At 36.0% G+C, this 21,446-nt stretch carries 21 protein-coding genes, 1 tRNA gene and 2 pseudogenes; 4 read left to right on the top strand and 20 right to left on the bottom strand.

Features of this window, described 5'->3' with window-relative positions:
* Positions 1–3 precede the first annotated feature (3 nt).
* From KHA94_RS00240 to queG, 17 genes and pseudogenes are all read right to left on the bottom strand, one after another.
* Entirely contained in the window at positions 4–261 is a 258-nt protein-coding gene (locus tag KHA94_RS00240; protein WP_213100174.1) for a head-tail connector protein, read from the bottom strand.
* Between the two features lie 2 nt (positions 262–263).
* The gene (locus KHA94_RS00235; protein ID WP_213100173.1) at positions 264–560 is read right to left on the bottom strand and encodes a fibronectin type III domain-containing protein; all 297 of its coding nucleotides are present in this window, start codon (positions 558–560) and stop codon (positions 264–266) included.
* Complete coding sequence (locus KHA94_RS00230; RefSeq protein ID WP_213100172.1) at positions 547–1,680, bottom strand: phage major capsid protein; 1,134 nt, start codon at positions 1,678–1,680, stop codon at positions 547–549. The genes KHA94_RS00235 and KHA94_RS00230 overlap by 14 nt, the downstream gene beginning before the upstream one ends.
* A complete protein-coding gene (locus KHA94_RS00225; RefSeq protein WP_338030668.1) occupies positions 1,680–2,459 on the bottom strand; it encodes a head maturation protease, ClpP-related in 780 nt (259 codons plus the stop codon). The genes KHA94_RS00230 and KHA94_RS00225 overlap by 1 nt, the downstream gene beginning before the upstream one ends.
* Positions 2,434–3,651 (bottom strand): phage portal protein, encoded by a 1,218-nt coding sequence (locus tag KHA94_RS00220; protein ID WP_213100171.1) that lies wholly within the window; start codon positions 3,649–3,651, stop codon positions 2,434–2,436. The genes KHA94_RS00225 and KHA94_RS00220 overlap by 26 nt, the downstream gene beginning before the upstream one ends.
* A gap of 18 nt (positions 3,652–3,669) precedes the next feature.
* The gene (locus KHA94_RS00215; RefSeq protein ID WP_213100170.1) at positions 3,670–5,448 is read right to left on the bottom strand and encodes a terminase large subunit; all 1,779 of its coding nucleotides are present in this window, start codon (positions 5,446–5,448) and stop codon (positions 3,670–3,672) included.
* Entirely contained in the window at positions 5,423–5,752 is a 330-nt protein-coding gene (locus KHA94_RS00210; RefSeq protein WP_213100169.1) for a phage terminase small subunit P27 family, read from the bottom strand. The genes KHA94_RS00215 and KHA94_RS00210 overlap by 26 nt, the downstream gene beginning before the upstream one ends.
* A gap of 108 nt (positions 5,753–5,860) precedes the next feature.
* Positions 5,861–6,202, bottom strand: coding sequence for an HNH endonuclease (locus KHA94_RS00205; RefSeq protein ID WP_213100168.1), 342 nt, complete (start codon positions 6,200–6,202; stop codon positions 5,861–5,863).
* Positions 6,199–6,423 (bottom strand): hypothetical protein, encoded by a 225-nt coding sequence (locus KHA94_RS00200; RefSeq protein WP_213100167.1) that lies wholly within the window; start codon positions 6,421–6,423, stop codon positions 6,199–6,201. The genes KHA94_RS00205 and KHA94_RS00200 overlap by 4 nt, the downstream gene beginning before the upstream one ends.
* A 35-nt stretch (positions 6,424–6,458) precedes the next feature.
* Positions 6,459–6,782 carry a hypothetical protein gene (locus KHA94_RS00195; RefSeq protein ID WP_213100166.1) on the bottom strand — a complete coding sequence of 108 codons (324 nt, stop codon included), beginning with the start codon at positions 6,780–6,782 and terminating at the stop codon, positions 6,459–6,461.
* Between the two features lie 665 nt (positions 6,783–7,447).
* A complete protein-coding gene (locus KHA94_RS00190) occupies positions 7,448–7,630 on the bottom strand; it encodes a hypothetical protein (protein ID WP_213100165.1) in 183 nt (60 codons plus the stop codon).
* Between the two features lie 57 nt (positions 7,631–7,687).
* Positions 7,688–8,359, bottom strand: a pseudogene (locus tag KHA94_RS00185) (DUF444 family protein); the annotation flags it as partial.
* 308 nt (positions 8,360–8,667) lie between these two features.
* Complete coding sequence (locus KHA94_RS00180; protein ID WP_213100164.1) at positions 8,668–10,563, bottom strand: PrkA family serine protein kinase; 1,896 nt, start codon at positions 10,561–10,563, stop codon at positions 8,668–8,670.
* 408 nt (positions 10,564–10,971) lie between these two features.
* Positions 10,972–11,721 carry an oxygen-insensitive NADPH nitroreductase gene (gene nfsA / locus KHA94_RS00175; protein ID WP_213100163.1) on the bottom strand — a complete coding sequence of 250 codons (750 nt, stop codon included), beginning with the start codon at positions 11,719–11,721 and terminating at the stop codon, positions 10,972–10,974.
* A 318-nt stretch (positions 11,722–12,039) separates the two neighbouring features.
* Positions 12,040–12,513 carry a tRNA (uridine(34)/cytosine(34)/5-carboxymethylaminomethyluridine(34)-2'-O)-methyltransferase TrmL gene (trmL, locus tag KHA94_RS00170; protein ID WP_213100162.1) on the bottom strand — a complete coding sequence of 158 codons (474 nt, stop codon included), beginning with the start codon at positions 12,511–12,513 and terminating at the stop codon, positions 12,040–12,042.
* Between the two features lie 80 nt (positions 12,514–12,593).
* Positions 12,594–13,472, bottom strand: a complete 879-nt coding sequence (locus KHA94_RS00165; protein WP_213100161.1) for an amidase domain-containing protein — start codon at positions 13,470–13,472, stop codon at positions 12,594–12,596.
* A 165-nt stretch (positions 13,473–13,637) separates the two neighbouring features.
* Positions 13,638–14,768 (bottom strand): tRNA epoxyqueuosine(34) reductase QueG, encoded by a 1,131-nt coding sequence (gene queG, locus KHA94_RS00160; protein ID WP_213100160.1) that lies wholly within the window; start codon positions 14,766–14,768, stop codon positions 13,638–13,640.
* A gap of 106 nt (positions 14,769–14,874) precedes the next feature.
* Here queG and KHA94_RS00155 point away from each other — a divergent pair, with 106 nt between their 5' ends.
* Entirely contained in the window at positions 14,875–15,543 is a 669-nt protein-coding gene (locus tag KHA94_RS00155; RefSeq protein WP_213100159.1) for a B3/B4 domain-containing protein, read from the top strand.
* An 83-nt stretch (positions 15,544–15,626) separates the two neighbouring features.
* Here KHA94_RS00155 and KHA94_RS00150 read toward each other — a convergent pair.
* Positions 15,627–15,700 (bottom strand) — tRNA-Gly (locus KHA94_RS00150).
* Between the two features lie 284 nt (positions 15,701–15,984).
* Here KHA94_RS00150 and KHA94_RS00145 point away from each other — a divergent pair.
* Positions 15,985–17,187 carry a DUF418 domain-containing protein gene (locus tag KHA94_RS00145; protein WP_213100158.1) on the top strand — a complete coding sequence of 401 codons (1,203 nt, stop codon included), beginning with the start codon at positions 15,985–15,987 and terminating at the stop codon, positions 17,185–17,187.
* Between the two features lie 360 nt (positions 17,188–17,547).
* Here the strand turns inward: KHA94_RS00145 and KHA94_RS00140 are convergent, their stop codons facing one another.
* Positions 17,548–18,441: a putative RNA methyltransferase gene (locus KHA94_RS00140; protein WP_249365245.1), complete on the bottom strand. Its 894-nt coding sequence runs from the start codon at positions 18,439–18,441 to the stop codon at positions 17,548–17,550.
* A gap of 331 nt (positions 18,442–18,772) precedes the next feature.
* Positions 18,773–19,747: pseudogene (locus KHA94_RS00135) on the bottom strand (tyrosine-type recombinase/integrase).
* Between the two features lie 505 nt (positions 19,748–20,252).
* Between KHA94_RS00135 and KHA94_RS00130 the strand changes: the two are divergent.
* Positions 20,253–20,582, top strand: coding sequence for a hypothetical protein (locus tag KHA94_RS00130; RefSeq protein WP_213100156.1), 330 nt, complete (start codon positions 20,253–20,255; stop codon positions 20,580–20,582).
* A gap of 300 nt (positions 20,583–20,882) precedes the next feature.
* A complete protein-coding gene (locus KHA94_RS00125; RefSeq protein ID WP_213100155.1) occupies positions 20,883–21,392 on the top strand; it encodes a DinB family protein in 510 nt (169 codons plus the stop codon).
* Positions 21,393–21,446 lie beyond the last annotated feature (54 nt).

The raw sequence follows: 21,446 nt of genomic DNA, 5'->3' as shown, positions 1-21,446 counted from the left end.
ACCTCACACATAGCTTTTCAGCTTTAATATTAAACTTTGGTAAGCAGCATTTAGCTTTTCAATTTTAAGGCTTGGATCACGGTTTTCATAATAGAGAGTGCAATAAAGCATAACTGCTAAATCGTATCTCTCGTCTGTTTCTGTTGGCTCTGGAACCCCTGAATCCTTTAGATCTTTTTTTGCCGCTCCAATTAAAAGAGTGAGGATACTATCATCCTCACTCCCATCAATTCGTAAATATGATTTTGTTTGCTCCAACATCTTTAACTACCTTCTTCAGGTGGAGTTGTAGATTCAGTTATTACGGTTAATTCATTGCTAAAATCGGATGTCAAGCCAGTATTAGTAACTGCACGCACCTTATATTTATAAGTAGTTTCAGCTGTTAAACCACTGTCCGTATAAGATGTCCCTACTCTCTTACCTATGCTTTTTCCATCCTTGTATACTTCGTATTCTTTTATCCCCCCTGGATAAGTGACAGCATCCCATTTGATAGACACAGACGTATCAGTCTTGGATTGTACCGTTAATCCCAGGGGTGCATTAGGGAGTGGCAACTACCTTGGCGATACGGAAAGCAGATTTAAGCTTGATTTGGTGGTCCATCCAAGCTGTGACTACAAAATGCTCAATACCTGTTTTTACATCCTTATCACGGTCATATAGAGCATTTAAGTCATAGTTAAAATGAGAGTAATTGAAATCACCAATAACCGGATCAACAGCTGCATCACAGAATTCAACTGGTTTTCCAAGTACTTGCTCAGGCTGGGCAGCATACAATGTTGCATTTCCATTTGCAAGAACTTCAATAATGTCGGAGTAATCTTGGTAACGCATGTAAATAACTGCATTTTCCCTATAATCCTCGTGAAGGTCAGCGATAGCAGCCTTAATTGCCTTATACTTACTTTCTCCTGTAACTTCTTTAACCCCTGACTTATAGAAAGACATATGCTCCTCGCCTGCTTTTGGAGTAGTAGTAAAAGAAACTTTCTTTTCTTTAGCTGCCACACCTGATTGAAGAGCACCTTCTACATAAGGTACTAGATTTGCATCTGAACCATTCAAAACTGTTTCAGAAATTCCGGCAAAGACTTTAAATTTATGACGGCCAAATGTCACCGTATCCCCTGAAGCTTTCAATTCTTTTGCTGTTTCAGTATCAGCAATAAAATCATCGTCGTCCAAAGTAAAACTTAATTTTGGAATCTCTAAATTTGTTATTTGAGTTACAGTAGATCGTTTTCTTAACGGGTTTTTAACTAACGGTTCTACTAAAATATCATTTGAAACAGTTTTTGGTAAGAATTTGTTACCTCCGGTTGTATCATTGTCCCCTAGTGCTTGGAAGACATCTGCAGACACAGATTGCTTTCTCATTGTTGCACGGATTAACGATGCTTTGGCAGAAGTTACTTTTTGTTTTGGATCTTCGATTCCACTAATACCTTGCTGAGACTCAAATTTAGCCTTTTGCTCAGCTTCAAGGCTGTCGTGCTGCTCTTTAATAACATCAAAACGCATTTGCAAATCCTTTTTAGACTGTTGTAATGCTTGAATATCTTCCATAGTTGCAGTCGTATCAATCGCTTTTGCTGCAAGATCAGTTTCAACCTTTTGTAATTGTTGGCCGATAGTAGCCATGTTTTGTTTAAGTTCAAATAAAGTTTTCATTAATACATTCCTCCTAGAATAGTTTCAATAAAGGCTGCATTAGCCTTGGCCCCTTCTGCAATACGTTTCCTCTCGGCCATTTCTTTTGCCGAAATAGACTGTTCAGGGTCTGTTTGTTTGAATAATTGATTGGGAACATTTTTATATATCTGTAAAAGCTCAATATCAGCACATGCCACTGCATCTTTTTCATCTTCTAATATCGTTATATTAAATAACTCAGCAGCTTCATCAGCATCTAACCAATTATCTTTTCCATCTAGCAATTCGCTAATTTTCTCATCTGTCAATTGATCTGTTCCTTTACTTTTATAAGCAGGGATACAGGTTCTTGATTCAATTTTGTCTAACCATTCTGCCTGTTCTCTACAATCTGTAGCATTTGCACTCCACAGAGTTATCATTGGTTTATGAATCATCAAGAAGGTATTTTTATACATATAAATATTGTCAGCGTTCATAATCAGATATGATGCTGCACTTGCCGCAATACCATCCACATAAGCGTTAATTGTGATAGAACTTTTTTTACGCTCAAGTTGATTAATCATTGCGTTTGTGACGAAAACTGACCCACCAGGAGAATTAACATACATATTTAAAGTCTTTACCGTGTTAGGTAAAGCATCTAATGCGTCTTTAAAATCCGAAAGGGTAATATCTTCATCGCGCCATTTATAACCACTAACAATTGCCCCATAAATAAAAAGATCAGCCGACTTTTCATCTGCTGACGCTTTCATTTCCCAAAAATTATTCTTTTGTTGGCTCTTTCCCACTCTTATCACCTCCTTTACGTTGTGTTGGATCCATCTCTAATGGGTACATATCTCCAGAAATCCATAATTCAGATGCTTTCCCGCCTTTAGGAGGAAGATCTTCTAGCCCTCTGACTTCGTCTGGAGTCATTCCTGAACTTCTGATCATCATCTGATAGAACTGTGTCCTTGCATTTGTATCTCCCCTTAAAAGGCCACCTAGGTTCATCTTGAAGTAGTGTCCATCTTTTCTATCAGCTTCTGTGAGTAGCTTCCTGTTCATTTCCTGCTCATATTGACGAACAATGGGAGTCAACGTCATTTGAACAAATTGAATCATCATCTGTTCATTGCTTGAGAATCCCTGCCCCTCGGAATCATTAAGAAAAGATACTGGCACATTAAAAACGTTGGCCACCCTTGAACGTGTAATTCGTTCAGATGCTAACGTATCAGAAGAAAAATATTTTCTATCGATCTCATCAATTGTTACACCTGGTTCACGAAAAAGAATCCCGCCATTTTCAGAGTAAAAACGTCTGAAATCATCCACAATTTCCTTTCTTTTATCCTTATCAACGTTTGCAGCATAGGTAAGAATAAAACTGTCCTTTTTCTGCATTTCTGACAAGCTGAATTCCTGAACAGCCTTGTCATATTCAAGAGTGTTTTTCAGGACATTGAGTGGATTGATCCCAGCCCACCTGTTTGTGCCGGTTATATGTTTAACATGGAACATATTCATATTGTGAATGTAGTATGTCCCATCATCCCCAAGTACTTGATACCACAATTCTCCATCATCTTTGTTAATAAAAGGAGTGACGTAGCTTGAATCAATCGGCAAAAACTTATCTGGCTGCATTCTGATATCCCTAGTAATGACCGCATACCCGTTTCCTGTCTCATTTCTGGCAACTTCTACTTTGTTAAAAGCTTCAAAGCTAGTCATATTAGGATTGGGATTGTTAATGATTACATCTGCGGCTTTATTCATTTCCAGATCATAATTTTTATAAAGTTTGATAGGCAAAGAAGATAAAGTATTAGCGAGACGACTTATAACGCTAAAAATAGTCTCATTTGTTGCTAGTTTTCCGTTATCAATGCCCCAAAATGTACGACCGGACCAGCTTGAAAAGTCAAATAGCTTTCCTTGCCATCCAGCAACAGCTGATTTTACAGCAAATTTTGCTCGACTTAACCATTTCAAATTCTCACCACCTTTCAGTTATTTTAGTAAGTCACTGACGGAAACAAATTCTATATTGCCATCGCCTTGTGGCTGGACTAGCATTGTCATTACTTCTGTGTGAGCATTTAAAAAAGCCGCAAAACCGTCAATTTTACGGTAGCGACTCTGTTTTGAAGGCAAATAATTGCCATTTCTATCTTCTATTAGCTTTACGTTGTTCATATACCAACGGAATAGGCGGTTCTTGTTGCTTATAACCTTACCATCTAATAAAAGCTGTTTTAAATCCTTGAGTGCTGGACTAAGAGTGAAATGCCCTTGTCTTACAACCTCAGTTTCAAATCCATATGATTTTAAATCTTCATTTAATCGATATGCATTTGCAGGATCATAACCAATCTTTTTAATTGAATATATCTCAGATTGCTTAGCAAACCACTCGAATACATATTCATGTTTGACATATTCTCCAGGTATTATAGTAAGCCATCCTTCTTTTTCAAATTCTTTGAAGTTGATATTCTCATTTTCTTTATCAACTTTTGCTTGAGGTACCCAACTATGAGAAAGTGAAAAAACACTTCCATCATCAAGAGGAAATTCTAAACAAGCACTAGTAAAGTCCTCTGTTGACGATAAATCATAGCCACCAATACATTCTTGTCCTTTCAAGACGTCCAGATCTATAACCTTTTCATTTCGTTTTAGAATTTCAATTCCAACGAAAGACATTTCGTCGTTATCTACGAAAATATTAAACTGTTTTGTAATCCAGTCATTCTTTTCAGCTTCTGTATGTTTATCGGTATTCCAATCATCAATAAGTGACGGAAGATCCAATGATACACCCATGTTTGGATTAGCTTTAATCCACAATTCAGGATTTTCAATTTCTGCCACGCTGTCCATTTCGGCCATAAAGTAGAATTTTCTATCCTGGTCCACAATTCCTTCTAAAACATCTGATCCAATTTCAAAGTATTCAACAAGAGGGCCTTCAAGCTGATAGCCGGCTGTCGTGATATATACGATCATTGGCTGTTTTCTTGCACCACGAGATTTCTTGATAACATTGATTAATTTGAAATTCTTAAACTCGTGAATTTCATCAAATATCCCTAGGTGTGTATTTAATCCATCTAGTTTTTTACTGTCAGATGCACGTGGTTCTATTTTAGATTGAGTTTTATCATAAAAGATACCTTTTTGGTTTTCTCTAAGGTGTTTTCTAAGTTGTGGTGACTTCTGGACCATAGCACGGCTTTCATCAAATAGTTCACTAGCCTGCTGCTTAGTATTCGCCAAAACATAAACACGTGCCCCGGGTTCATTATCTTTAGAAACAGCATAGTTAGATAAACCAGAAATCATTGTGGTTTTTCCATTTTTACGACCAATAAAAATAAGGCCCTCACGAAAGCGCCTATATCCAGTATCTTTATGAACCCAACCATACAATGAACCAATGACAAAGTGCTGCCATGGTTGAAGAACTAAACTTTTGTAATCTCCTTTAGAAGGACGACAAAATTTTTCGATATATCGAATTGGACGATGTGCCTTTTCTTCATCAAATACCCAAGGGAAATCCTCGGTTCCCTGTCTTTTTAAGTCATTTAAATGCCTTTGACAAGCCAAAATGTTTTTCCGACTTGCCTTAATGTTTCCATTAACAACTTGTTCTGCATACCAAGTTGTTCGTAATATTGTTGAAGGTTTTTCAAGAATAAAGCTTTTTCTTACCTGGTCTGTACGCCAATTTTGATACCATTTTGCTATTTGTGAGGGCTTAGAATTCGTCGAAATCGTCGTCATCGTCACCTAGCCCGTTTCCATCTTTTAGTTTCTTTCTTTGAGCTGGCGTAAGTCCTAGTGATTTAAGTAAATTGTTTAAAGTCTGCACCGTTTTAGTTAATTCGATAGAAAGAGGGTTCTTAACCAAGTTGGTAGCTCCAGCTTTATTTGTGTACTCATACATGAGTTCACCCTTTTTAATTTCTTTCTGCAACCTTCGGTAAAATTGATGAGTTTCCACATAAAGTTTAATTAATTCCTCATCAGATTCTTGATAATTCTCACCTAAGTAATCTCTTAAAATTTTAGCTGATGGAACTGCCATTTTCAGGGTTACCCCCCTTTCATGAAAAATTTAATCGCGGTGTACGTGATGGGCTCCCTCCGGTCAGGAAAATAAATTGTTTTTACTTTCTGGGTAGGGGGGGCCTAGTCAGAATATCTCTGGATTACTTTTTGCTTTTATCACTTTTATTTTTTTACTAATTTTCTTTTGTGGCTTGCTGCCTTTCTCTGGATGTTCGCGGTTGTGGCAAGGGTGACAAAGGGATTCAAGGTTATCTAAGTCCAGGGATAATTCAGGATGATCTTTAAGCTCCTTTATATGGTGCACCATATCAGCAGATGTGATCTTATTTTGCTTCAAGCATTTCTGACAAAGATAATTGTCACGAATTAAAGCTAGCTCACGACATTGTAACCATGCTTTGCTAATATAGAATGCTTTTGATTCCTGATCACGTTGGTACTTGTCATAATATTGCTGGTTGTTCATGTTACCCACTTCTTTAGAGTATGCTTAGCGATCAACCAAACTAGCAAAGGATACTCATACCATTTAAAACTTTTTATTTCGTGCGCACGTTTCCACATTAAGAAAGGAAGTCCATACCACCTAATGACCAATGATGTATTAATACACATGCCCTTTGCAGGCTGTAAAGTGTAATAGCAGCCGATAGTAATCCTCTGTTTTCCTTTAGGAAGTTCAGCCATATTCTCACCTTCTTTTGAAAATAAAAAGCACCCAACTATTTGGATGCAATTTGTTCTTTCAATATTTTCATCTCAGATTCAAGTTCTGCTTTAAGGTTATTAATTTTACTGTAATGATCTTCTAATTTTTTGAGAAAAGCTTCAGTATATTCACTTGGATGCTTTATTTGTGGAATGCTGCTTTGAAGTTTTCTCATTTGATGTTGCTTCTTTCTAACATTTTGATTTGTCACAAAGGCAATGAATCTATTTTTACAATGTGTGCAAACAAAATAAGTTTCAATGATACCTTTTGGATGCTTCTTTTCTTTTAGATCAATAAGAAAATCCTTTTGACATTCATTGCAATTTACTTTCATTACAATTACCTCTCCTTAAATATATTTATTATCCTCCCTAGCAAAATACAATTTGCTAGTATATTTCTTTATATTTTTCTTTAATCTTTTCTTTAGAGATCGCGCTCTAATGAAGGAAAAATTTTTATCGTACACCAATTGTAGTACTATATCGTCCTACAGTTGTAGTACGTCATCGTCCACCTATTGTAGTACTACAAACATCGTCCTACAGTTGTAGTACGAACAAGAATTCGTATGTTTTAACACATAAAAATAGCTGATGATGATTAGGCCTGTCAGAGTTATCAGCTCTGCCCCTTACCAAGAATCCCTCTGCAGCGGCATCAGCTGCTTTTATGTAATAACCATCTTTACTTCGGTAGATGGCAAACCGTCCCGATCCATTCCTTTGGCGGCTGGGATCACCGTTGCCCGGGAGGTGCTTGTCAGCTACGGGTATGAGCTACGGCCTGAATGCGTAAATGATTCAGCTGCTACCGTAACCAGGAATGGAGTATCAAAATTAAGAGATTAGCAAAATAAAAAGGAATTGAATAGGTTGCATCCTTAAAAGGGATGTCCTTGATCAATTCCCGATGATATAAATTTAGCACATCTTAAACCAAATAAAATAAACGACATTTAAAAAATATTTAATATTTATTTAAATTAATTAGAAAACACTATTTTTGAGATAACTCTTTAAACCAATCCAACAATAATCCCGACGTTTCATAATCACTTTCTGAATGCCATTTGATATAACGCTTTTCCCTTTCATCTAATGACCGTCCTAATCCTTGTTCTAATGCTTCGGTTAGTTGTCTCTCTTTAACATTTGGTTCAACGAATTTATATTGTTTCATAGTCTACAGCACTCTCCTTACTTATTTTTATTATAATAGTTAAAACAAAACTACTTTAGAACCACTCGTATCCATCATCGCCAATACGACTGCTTTGGATTCAGGTTTAATGATTTCATTCCAGGTCTTAAATTTTAAATCTTCTTTATAGATGGGGTGAAAACTTGGCTTTCCTGTCATTGCGTTTCTTTTAAATGCAGCCATCATTGTCCGTTTCTTATCAATATTACCCATCAAACCTGTTTTTCTAATATCATTAAATTCAATGTTTTCAACAAGAAGCTCTTGTTGTTCTTTTCGTTTTAAATTTGGCAGCTCCAGCTGTTTAAATAGTTCCTCTTCAATTTCCATTAATGAAACTTCTGCTTCGAAATAATCTTCGCCTGGCTGATCGCCTGCACCTTGCCCTTTCCCTGGCCCTTTTTGGCCGCTCGATCCATCACGGGCCACTACATCACCAATTCGGCTATCTCCATCTCCTTGGCCAACATGTTTGTTTTTATCATAATTATAACGAATTTTATATTCGTCCAATGAACGAATCGGGATTTTTACTACTTCTCGACCATTCGACATAACTATACTCTCTTCTGTTATTAGATCAGGTAAATTATTTCGGATGGCATCCTGAACTTTTTCCTGATGGCGTTGCTGGTCATCATGGCCTTTGCGATGGAGGGACCAATCTTCTTGCGAAATCACGAACTGATGGCTATTGGCATCTGACACATTAAGCCCTCCTTTATAAAATTTTTAATCACAATTCTAACTAGCCAACATACTATATCGAGAGTGTCTAGATTAAAATCAAATGAACAGCTATTTTAAACCTTTTTGATCCCCTTTGGACAACTTAATACTAAGAGTGTTTATTACTTTATCCTATGCAAGAACCGAAAATAATTTACAAATTATTTTGATAATAGGGAGTTAGCCTAGCTAAAATGGACAAGCTAATTTTTCGTAAAAAATCCAATAAACACAAAATTAAAAGGACTGATAGCAACCTGTCAGTCCTTTTAAATATGCCTTTTAAGTTATCGATTTAATAAACTTCCAACATAGCGAAGCAATTCATTCGCTGATGTCGAGTTGTAACCATGCTCATCTATCAAGCGTGCCACGACTTCATTCACTTTCTTAAGCTGCTGCTCATCAGGCGTTTTCGTTGAAGTGGTGATTTTTACAACATCCTTGAGATCAGCAAATAATTTCTTTTGTATCGCTTCACGTAGACGATCATGAGAGTTATAGTCAAACCGTTTTCCTTTGCGAGCAAAGGCAGAAATGCGAATTAAGATTTCCTCTCTAAATGCTTTTTTGGCGTTTTCAGAAATGCCAATTTGCTCTTCAATTGAACGCATCAGCTTTTCATCTGGATTAATTTCCTCACCTGTTAACGGATCGCGGAGCTTAGATTTATTACAATACGCTTCCACATTATCCAGATAATTATCCATCAATGTTTTCGCAGATTCTTCATAGGAATAAACGAATGCCTTCTGAACTTCTTTCTTCGCAATATCATCATATTCCTTACGTGCTAGTGAAATATAATTCAAATAGCGCTCCCTAAGCTCTGGCGTAATGGATGGATGCTGATCTAAGCCTTCCTTTAATGATCTTAATACATCAAGTGCGTTAATGGAAGAAACCTCTTTGCGAATGATGGTTGAGGATATTCGATTGATCACATATCGTGGGTCAATACCGCTCATTCCTTCATCCTGATATTCCTTCTTTAATTCCTCCACGTCAGCCTTATTAAAGCCCTCTACATTTTCTCCATCATAAAGACGCATTTTCTTTACTAAATCGATATCACCTTTTTTCGGATCCTTTAGACGAGTTAGGATCGTAAACATTGCCGCAACCTTTAATGTATGTGGAGCGATATGAACATCATATACATCACTTTCACGGATCATTTTGTCATAAATCTTTTCTTCTTCCGTAACCTTTAAGTTATATGGAATTGGCATGACAATGATCCTTGAATGTAAAGCTTCGTTTTTCTTATTTGAAATAAATGAACGGTATTCCGTTTCGTTCGTGTGAGCCACAATAAGCTCATCCGCAGATATTAATGCAAACCTGCCTGCTTTAAAATTCCCTTCCTGTGTTAAGGATAAAAGATGCCACAAGAACTTTTCATCACATTTAAGCATCTCTTGAAACTCCATCATGCCCCTATTTGCTTTATTCAATTCCCCGTCAAAACGGTAAGCCCGTGGATCGGACTCAGACCCAAATTCAGCAATCGTTGAAAAGTCGATACTCCCTGTTAAATCAGCGATATCCTGTGATTTAGGATCAGAAGGACTGAATGTACCTATTCCAACCCTGCGATCTTCTGAAAAAATAATCCGTTCCACAAGAACATCTTCAATCCTTCCGCCATACTCTTGTTCAAGCCGCATCATATTTAATGGGGATAGATTTCCTTCAATTCTAATCCCATACTCATCATTGAAATCCTTACGAAAATGATGTGGAATTAAATGTAAAGGATCCTCATGCATTGGGCAGCCTTTTATTGCATAGACCGCTCCCCTATCATGATGTGAATAGGCTTCCAAGCCTCTTTTCAGCATGGTAACTAATGTTGACTTCCCTCCACTAACAGGTCCCATCAGCAATAAAATTCTTTTTCGTACATCCAGCCTTTTTGCTGCTGGATGGAAATATTCTTCTACAAGCCTTTCAAGCGCCTCCTCGAGCCCAAACAATTGATTGCAGAAAAACTGATATCGTTTCTGTTCCTTTACCTCTTCCACACCTGCATCTTTGATCATATTATATACCCGGGAATGTGCTGACTGGGCAACCCATGGCTTTTCTTTAATAATTTCTAAATATTCTCCAAAAGTCCCTTCCCATTTGAGCTTTTCTTCTTCATGTCGGTACATCTCAATTTTTTTTAGAATATCCATAAGGACCTCCCCATGTGCATTTTCAGAGACGATTAATATACTGTATGCGCTCCTCCAAATGATGATGCAAATCAGAGAATAGTTTCGGTTGTCCTTTTTATTAGTGGTATTTCTTTTAAAGATTCAAAAGTTCAAATGAAAATCAGCTTTTTCTTAGGAGCTATCCAAATTTATTTATATGTGTAAAAAAATATCCACAGATTTTATTCACACTTTCATTTTATTGGGCTATAATAAGCCTGTATACTTAATTATTTGAAAAAGAATATAAAGGAGGATTACATATACATGAGTACTGTTATCATTATCGGTGTTATGGTTGCATTCCTTGCTGCAATTTTCGCAGCTGGTTACGATGATAAGCCAGGAGTTAATAAATAAAAAAAACTGCTGATCACAGCAGTTTTTTTATTTAAGATTCATCCCCGTTTTTTGGACAAATTCTTTCATATACATTCTTGATTGCTTTTCTAGCATGTTTACCATTTGGCTTGTCCAAGTATCATTTCTTTCCCCATTCGTCCTTGCTACGTAATACTCAGATATGATGTTATTGTATAGTTGAAGCTGATTTCGGCTCTCTTCATTATTTTGTCTATACTCATTTTCATGATATACATGTTCAAGGGGAAGTCTCGGCTTCTTATCCGTCATTTGTGCAGGATAGCCTACAGCAAGACCGAATAATGGAAGCACCCGTTTTGGGGTTTTAAGAAGCTTACTTACTTCTTCAAGTTTATTACGGATTCCTCCAATATAGCAGATGCCAAGACCTAAGGATTCGGCAGCAATCGCTGCATTTTGAGCGGCTAATGCCGTGTCAATCAGAGCAACCATAAACTTTTCCGTACTTTCTATTGAAGAAATCACATCTTTGTTTTCCATTTCCCCAATTTGTTCATGGCGAGATAAATCAGCACAAAATACAAAGAAATGGCCATTATTTGCTACATAGCTCTGGTTTCCAGCGAGCTCGGATAATTTCATTTTCTTTTCCTGATCTGTTACTCCAATGATTGAATAAGCTTGAATAAAACTGGATGTCGAGGCAGATTGTGCACACTTAACAATGACTTCAATTTGTTCTCTTGTTAATGGCTTGTCCTCAAATTTTCTAACCGACCGATGATTCATAAGAAGATTTATATTTTCATTCATGGTGTCCCATCCTTTCACCTATCAGGTTCATTATACCAAGTTACACCCCATCCTTAGGCAAACTTGAAATGTTAAAATCACATAAATCTACAATATGTAGTCAAAAGAAAGGCCTGAATCGAATTCAGGCTCCAGGCTGTTGACAAACGCTCGCTTTCTTCGTTACTCACCTTCCTGCGGTGCTCATTACCCATCCATGGTAACTCCGCTCCTCGTAAGGCTTCGTGCCTCGAAAGACAAGCGTTTTCAATCAGCCTGAAAAGGTAATGAATTATACTTTGTCTACACTCTGAAGCCTGAATCAAATTAGGCCATTTCCTATAATAAATCCAAATAATCCTGCTGACGCAATGCTTCATAAATAAGGATGGCAGCTGTATTCGAAAGATTTAATGAACGTACGTTTTGATTCATAGGAATTCTTAGTGCACGTTCCTTATTTTTTTCAATAATATCTTTAGGAAGACCAGTCGTTTCTTTTCCAAAAATGAAGTAATAATCCTTCTCTTTATTACTATAATCAAAAGAAGAATGGGGTTTTGTTCCAAACTTTGTTAAATAGAAAAATTCCCCTCCTTCATTTTTTTCAAAAAACTCCCCAAGGGAATCGTAATAAATAATAGATACGAATTGCCAATAGTCTAGCCCAGCTCGCTTTAGCATCTTATCATCTGTAGAGAAGCCGAGTGGGCGAATTAAGTGCAAAATCGTATCTGTTGCCGCACATGTACGAGCAATATTTCCAGTATTTGCTGGAATCTCTGGTTGATATAAAACTATATGCAATGCCACGTTTTCCACCTCAAAATTAAGCTATATATGCTATTATACCACTGATTTTGTCACGTCTACAGGAAAAGCAATTGACGACTTCATTGATCATCTAAAATCGTATAGAATTTATATTTTATATTCGGAGTATAAGCAGTTGAATCTTCATAAGCCCAATATCTTAGCCTACAATTCCAAGTATGCGCATTTACTAAAGGCATTCCGTCTGCATCTTTCGCTGTAACAATTGTCGTATGATCGAATCGCCCATCACCTTGAAAATCGTAGCAAATAACATCTCCTAACAGTAATTCATCTGGACTTGAAACCTCTTTTGCTCGAAGACCAATTTTCGCTCTAGGCAAGTGCAACCTCATTGAATTAGCTACTGACCAGCTATAGCTCCAATCTTTTTTCATCATCCACCATCCCTGGCCCCGATTAGGATAACCTCTCATTGGACCACCTCCTGCATGGAGACATTGGGAAATATAATTTGTACAATCTACTTCAAAGTTTTCATAGGCTGGATTATTACTATTCCACCATCTTTCCGCATATTGTATTGCTTTTAATCGATTGTACTCATAAGTAACTCTTTCTTCAAACTCTTCTTCTTCGACTTGCTGTTCATATTCTCGAGATAATTCTTCATATGGATTTACTTCTTGATCTTCCACTACTATCCCTTTATAAAATTCCGCTTTACGATGTTCTATCTCTTCCTCCATAAAGAGCATACTTTTGTGTTTAACTAAATATTTTAGGTGGACATTGTATTGAACGGAATGTAATTCTTCCTTTGTTTGTCCTATAGAAATAATTTCTCCTGTAGCTTTTGCTTTAACTATTTCCCCTGAACGCTTCGTTAAGCACTCTTTTTTCTTCTCTATTTTTGGACATGTATGAGACGAGCCTCTAGTATGAGAAACACATTGCTGTACCCTTTTTTCCAAAAGTTCTTGAAGCTGCTCTCTCATGGGCAATCACTCCTTTCCATATCATATATATGAAAGGAATTTGAAATTCACATTACAAAAACTTGGTTTTCGCCAAGTCTTTTTTGGTAAATGCTTCGTTACGCTTATACACGTTAGCTTTACTAATTGAAAAAAAAATGAGGCAGCCCTTGTGGACACGCCTCATTACATAATAGAACTTAATCCTTGATTAAGTTCTTTCAACACTTCATCATCTTTTTCCTTTAGAAGTGCTTTTTCCAATGCAATCTGTGCGGAATTGCCTCCAATTTTGCTTAATGCCCAAGCGGCAGTTCCTCTAATGACTGGACGTGAATCCACCATCATCACTTCAATAAGATCATCAATAGCTGTTTCATCTTTAAAATGAGCTAAAGCAATAATAGCATTTCGCTGGATTGGTTTTTTTCCTCTCCATGATCCTGATATAGGCCCGAAATGTTCTTTAAAGTCCCGATTACTAATTTGAAGAAGAGGTTTAAGAAGAGGCTTTGCAATTTCTGGGTCTGGCTCCATTTCAGCATGAAAATGAAAATCTTTTCTTTTATTTTCCGGACAAGCCGTTTGGCAGGAATCACAGCCATAAATTCGATTTCCTAATTTCTCACGGAATTCTACTGGAAGAACTCCTTTCGTTTGTGTGAGATAGGCAATGCAGGCTTGAGAATTCAATTGTCCTCCTTGAACTAATGCACCTGTTGGACAAGCTTCCACACATTTATTGCATGTTCCACATCGATCTTCCATCGGTTGATCTGGTTCAAAGGGAATGGTCGTAATCATTTCTCCTAAATAAACATAGGATCCATACTCTGGTGTAATGATGGAGCAATTTTTCCCGCTCCATCCAATTCCAGCACGCTCTGCAACAGCCCTGTCCACTAATTCACCCGTGTCAACCATTGACTTACATTTTGCTTCGGGAATTTTTTCTTTTATAAAATCTTCAAGCTTTTGCAGCCGCTCTCGTAAGATGATATGATAATCAACTCCCCAAGAAGCTCGGCAGAAAATTCCTCGCCTTTCGCCTTTTTTACTTTCAACTCTTTGGCTCATTTTTGATGGGTAAGCAAGAGCAATCGAGATGATTGAGCGGGCTTCGTCCAGAAGCAAAGCAGGGTTTACCCTTTTCTCAATATCCTTTTCTTCAAATCCAGATTGGTATTGAAGCTCCTGCTGACGAATAAGGCGATTTTTCATTTCGTCAAAAGGATTTGCTGTCGTGAAGCCGATCTTATCAATCCCGATTTTTTTACTATATTCAATAATTTCTTGTTTTAATTGGATAGCGTTCATCTTGTACCTCCTCTCTTGGCTCATATCTATAATGAAGGTCTATACTATTAATTAATCACCGCTTATTATGATAAACTATTTTTAATTGATTTTGGAGGTGGAAAGGTTGGAAATTGGTATTTCATCAGAGATTTGCGCACTCGTTCCTGATTTTAAAATAGGTGTCATTCAATATCAGAATATCGAAGTTGGGGCATCTCCTCAGATGGTAAAAGGGCGACTGCAGCTGTTTCAAGAATCCATCTATTTTGACTTAGAAGAAAAGAATGTAACAGATTTAGATGGAATTAAAGAATGGAGACAAATTTTTAAAACTGTCGGAAAAGATCCAAACCGTTATCGCCATTCTGCAGAAGCCTTATACAGAAGGGTAAAAAAGCAAAATTATTTACAGCCTGTAAACAGTTCAATTGATATCAATAACTTCTTCTCATTGCAATATCAAATTCCGATTGGTGTTTATGATAGGGACAAGCTTGAGGGGAGTCTATCAGTTAGTCTTGGTAAGGAAGGCGAAGAATATATCGGACTATATGGCAGACCAAATTCACTTCATCGTTTAATCGTTTCTTGTGATGAAATCGGTCCTTTCGGCAGTCCTTTTGTCGATTCAGAAAGAACATGCGTTACAGAAACAACAAAAAATGCTATACAAATCGTTTATTTACGGCCATCTATGAATAAAGATGAGGCAAATGAAATGGTAGGTTCCTTAAAGAATATGTTTATTCAAATTCACGGGGGAGAAGCTGAATATAAGATAATTGGGTGCTAAAATAGCACCTTTTTCAGTGTAAAAATAAAAAAACGCAATACCTCGTTCTTCTTTGAAACGAAACACTGCGTTGTTACTATGTATGGAGCGGGTGATGAGAATCGAACTCACGACAACAGCTTGGAAGGCTGTAGTTTTACCACTAAACTACACCCGCATAATGAATTTGCTTGAAATTTGACATTTATTAAATTAGGTCATAATACCTAATTTCTCAAAGAACCAACCTCTATATAATACTCCCCTTCCCTTCATTCGTCAAGGGAATTTTGAGAATTTTGTCGAATTTTCTCCTTAGATATTTTCACACATTATGTAGCGTGTTTATTAAGAGCCAGTTCATTCCACATAGTATTATTAGGATAAAATAGGTATGATATGAATAAATGATTAATTTAACATTTTTTAATACAAAACATAATGAAGTTGAGGTGATAAATCATGTCTAGTGAATCTGTTTTAGGAAATAATCGAATTATTACTTTAGATGTTATTAGAGGATTGGCCATACTCGGTATTTTCTTAGTAAATATGCCATCGTTTACTGGAAGCGAATATATGGTTTATGAGGGAATTGATAAAACAATTCGAATGCTATTTGATATGTTTATCCAAACAAAATTCTATACCATTTTTTCTTTTCTATTTGGCCTTGGTTTTTATATTTTCATGACACGAGCGGAGGCTAGAGGAGAAAAAGTTTTCTTTTTATTTTCTAGAAGATTGCTTGTTTTACTGCTATTCGGAATTCTACATCTCGTATTTCTTTGGCGTGGTGATATTCTCCATTCATATGCGATTATTGGATTCTTTTTATTATTTTTTTATCGCCGTAAAGCAAAAACGGTTCTCATTTGGGGTTTAGTACTCATCCTATCGTTTCAATTTCTAACAGGGGCTTCAGCATTATTAACGTACATAGGTGAACAATTGGATCCATCCTTGAATGTTTCTGAGTCAATACGTGCCGAAACATTAGCAGAGGGAGAAAAGAAAACGGAGGCCTATACAACTTTATCCTATTCTGAACTGTTAGAATGGCGTATTCCCAACGAATTAAAAGAGATATTATGGAATATCCCTTTTTCAATACCCGACATTCTCGGGATGTTCTTGCTTGGCTTATATGCAGGTAAAATCAATCTATTCCGCCGGGTAAATGAGTTAAAACGGAAACTTCGTATTACACAGATTATTACATTATTCATTAGCATCCCTCCGCTAATCGCGATTGTTTGGGGTTATTCACAGCATGAGGATGTTACATTTATGTATAATATAGGAAACTATTTTTTCCTTCATTTTAGCGGATTTACTCTATCAATCTTCTATATTGTAACGGTTGCTCTCATGCTGGAAAAACAAACTTGGCAGCGAGTACTAAATCCATTCCGCTATGTCGGACAAATGGCACTTACTAATTATTTGGCTCAAACATTCTTTGGTGTCATTGTATTTTATGGATTTGGCTTGTATGGTCAAGTATCATTAGCTGAAGGATTCTTATATTCAATCGCCTTTTATTGTGTACAAATTATTTTCAGCTATATTTGGTTGAAAAATTTCCAATTTGGACCTTTTGAATGGTTATGGCGAATAATGACCTACGGTAAAATGCAAAAATTTAAGAAGGAAACAAGCTGAAATAGCACCGCTCCTTAATAGGAGTGGTGCTATTTTTGCAATACAAAATTAATATTGCTTCACTTCACAACCCCAATAAAAATCGGATAATTGACGAGAAAAAATAATTGATAGAGGAAGGAATCGACCGGTTTGTTCCTTCCTTATTAATTTTTCCAAGTCTACTTTTACTAATAATTCTGTAAAATTGTTCATTTAGGTCATGGTCTATATGGACAATTTGTATTTCATTTGTCCTGTTAACCAAAAGAAAAAGACCACGATCGGGTCTTTGATGGTTGATAATTAAACTCCTGTTAATTGAAGCATAACCTAAAGGTAGTCCCCATAAGAAACTACCTTTAGGTTTTTTCTATCCTTTTAAATAGTTTTTTTACCGATTAATATATCCAAATCAACAGTTATTTGAGCCAAATCCTTATTTAAAAAGGATTTTAATCGTTCCTCTGTTGTTGTCCAAGTTAGAGGAGTCATTTGAACCAACCATTCAATTGAAGATTTATTAAGGTTCATGGTGTAACTTAACCTTGAACTTTCTACAATTTGAAAACTCTCATTAAATCTCTCCACAGTCTCTGCATTAGAGTAATTTTGCTTTTCAGATTTACGAAAAAGATGTTCCCTCAACTCTTTTAAGTAATCACTTTGAGGCACGATTTTAATTACTAAACCATCATCTTTCAACAACCTATTAAATTCTGCATAATTCGAAGGAGATAAGATATTAAGAATAACATCGAACTGTTTATTCTTAAATGGTGTGTTTGCAAGGTCAGCCACAGTCCAAATTTTATCAGTATAGTTCTTTGAAGCTACCATGATTCCTTCTTTAGAAATATCTATTCCTACCCCTACTACACTTTCATAAATGATAAAACTAACAATATCGCAAATATTAGAAAGTTGCGAACCCTCGCCACACCCCATATCAAGTATAGATATTGTTTCTTTTGTCTTAAAAACATAATTATATATAACTTTTGCAATTGCGTTGCTCAATGGTTCAAAAAAGGCACCTTTGGTAATAAGTTTTCTCCGTGATTCAAAAAGTTCCTTACTGTACTTAGTTTTTACCGAGTGAGTCGTAAAGTTGATATATCCTTGCTTAGCAAAATCAAACGTATGATGATTTGAGCAAATTAAACTTTTATACTCCAAAACCTTCATAGACGACTTACAAATTGGACAAGCAAAAATGGTTTCAAAATTACTCACATATTTTGCACTCTTTATTCTTTTATTATCTTGTAACAAAGAAGTCACCTCATTCATTCGTTTTTAGATAAATGAAAAAGGCATAGACAAATAAACCCTTACCATATTTTCAAAAAAAATATGAGTCGGATTTGAAAGTAGTCTATACCAATTTTTATCTATAACGAATGAATTGAATAATCAATGTAATAACTCCTTGTTTACGTAGATAGGGTCTAAACCCACTAACTATAGTAACAATCCTCTAGAAATTTTGCAAATAAATTTCCAAGCCGTTTTAATTAACCATTTCTTCTCAATACTGCCCCTTTAGGGCAAAAAGCTATACTCCATTTTGGAAGTATAGCATCTACCCTTTTAACTAAAATTTCTACATTCTTACTTTTAGATTTACTAACGGCGAAAATGTTCTATGTTTGTCCATTACATCATCGCTAAAAAGATTAACATACACTTTGACCATTTCCATTGATGTATGTCCTAGAATCTGTTGTAATTCGAATATCCCTGCACCGTTCTTTACGCTTAATTTTGCAAAGGTATGTCTAAATGTGTGGCAGGAGCATCTAACCCCTTTTATCCCTGCTTGTTTACCGTAAAATGTTACTCTGTTTTGGAATTGCCTTTTTGACATTTTCTCACCGTCAAGTGTGACAAATAAAGCATCAGTTTCCATTACTCCACGAATTTGAATATACTTTTGTAATTGATTTTTCATCTTTGCCTGAATAGGCACTAAACGCTCTTTATACGACTTTGTATTCCTGATGTGAAGTTTAGATTCGTTCCATAAAATATCTTGAACACAAATTCCTTCTAATTCGCTCACACGCATGCCTGTTTCAAGCAGTAATAGCATAAAAGAATAATCCCCTTACGCCCACAAAAGAGCGTAAATTTGGTTGGTTAAAGAGCGTTTGAAGCTGTTCATTTGTAAAGGTTTCAACTACTTTTCTACGGTCTTTTAGCAGTTTAATGTCACTTAATGGGTTATCTTTAATATGCCGTTCACGATGCAAAAAATTCAAAAATGCTCTAATGGCTCTTAAACGTGTGTTAATGCTAACTGTTTGTAATCCTTTTTCTCTCATGTGCAGGATTATACTTTTCATTTGGTCTTCGTTATGTTGGCAGGAGAAGGATTAAACTCTTTTTCTCTAAGTATCTTGTAAAAAACCGATAATTCATTTCTGTAATATTGGATTGTTTGTGGTCTAAGATTTCTTATTTCACAATCGTCAACAAATAAAGAAAGAGCCATTCTAATATCAATTTCTTTTAATACTTTTGGTGTGTTAATGATGGATAATTCCTCAATAGTTAATTTGTTTGTACGCCTTGCCATTTTTAATTCCTCCTTGTTTAATGACAAGTACGCACACGATTTTATGTACACGATATTATCCAAAGAATCGTATTGGTGATAAATAAAAAACGTTTCCTACAAAGAGTAAGAAACGTTGATTTTATCGCATTAGCAAGCGATGATATGATACCGGTGGTCAACCAAGAGCTTTTTCGTATCTGCTGATTTGAGTCATTTCTTTAACGATTCTCTTGATTTCTAAATTTGTAAACTTCTTATCTTTCATTTAGATTCCCCCATTTGTTTAATTTCTCTCACAATGATTTATATACGCTCCACGAAAAACGTAAATCAAACGGTGAAAAAAGTTGTTATAAAATGAGAATTTTATTATCTTTTTCAATGTTTAGCGTAAAAGATTGTGAAGAAATACACTTAAAGTAACGTGCAGTTTAGTTGAAGAGATAAATTTTAAAGTAACATAGTTTGAGTTGTGGTAAAATATGTTATTAGTACAAGCACGAAACTATTAGGAGGTTTTTATATGAAAGGGAAATTAGTTTTAACCATTGGTTTTGCAGGAGCTTTAGCATTATCAATCGGTTTTGCGAAAGACTTGCAAAGTACAAAGGTATTTGCACAAACTGAACAATCAAAAGTAAAAGATGAACAAACAGCCACTAATAATGGAGATCAATACAGAGTTATATCAGTAGAAGAGCAAAATCGTAGAGAAGGTAATGTAGCTAAAGGAAAAGATGTTACCACAACTATATCAGTAGAAGAGCAAAATATGGTGGAAAATAGTTCAGCTCAACAAGGGTTTGTTCCACAAGAAAATGGGACAGGTTTCTTTTTTACTAAAGTAAAATGAAAAGAAATTTATTAATTGCAACTTTTCACTAACGGGTGCTTGAGTTGAAATCCAGCTGCCAAACTAGGCAGCTTTTTCTTGTTAAACTAACGGAGCAGGTTAGTGGAATAAAAAGTGAATTAATCCATTATTATGTGTATTATGTTAACTGCATAAATCAGTTGTACAGAGGTAATAAAGTTGTTTAATTTGCAATTATTTTGCGGTAATAAAATTAAATATCAAATAAAGGAAATATCTTCTTGACAGTCGAATTTTAGTATAGAACCATAATTAACTATTCCGATGAGGAGGATTCTTGTGCGTCCAAGACCATTATCTATTGAAAATCCAGAGCATGCTAGGTATGTTAGTCTTGTGCCAGATGGAGATATTGAAGAAATACTTAGTAAGCAACGAACCAAGACCATTACCCTCTTGAGCAGCATATCAGAGGAGTCAGCAAGGAAGGCGTACGCACCAGGGAAATGGACTTTAAAAGAAGTGATTGGGCATATGACCGACTCTGAACGTGTGATGTCGTATCGAATGCTTGCCATTGCACGAAATGAAAGTGCGCCACTCCCAGCAATGGATCAGGATCAATACGTTTCTGCAGCAAACTTCAACAAATTATCCTGGGAGCAGCTACTAGCTGGTTTAGACACGGTACGCTCCAACACGATAAGTCTTATTTCAACCATTGATGATGTAGCATGGGATCGTAATGGAACTGTAATGAACAGCCCAGTTTCGGTAGGTACCCTTGCATATGGCATTGTCGGGCACGAGTTACACCATATGAAAGTGATTAGTGATAAATACTTATAAGTCTTTTTCTATTAATTAAAAAACCTAATTTCTCATTTAATGCTGAGAAATTAG

Source organism: Cytobacillus citreus, from assembly GCF_018343665.1.
In the GTDB taxonomy this organism is placed as follows: Bacteria; Bacillota; Bacilli; order Bacillales; family Cytobacillaceae; genus Cytobacillus; species Cytobacillus citreus.
Note: the sequence above shows the minus strand (reverse complement) of the source record. Positions and strands in the feature narration are given on the sequence as shown.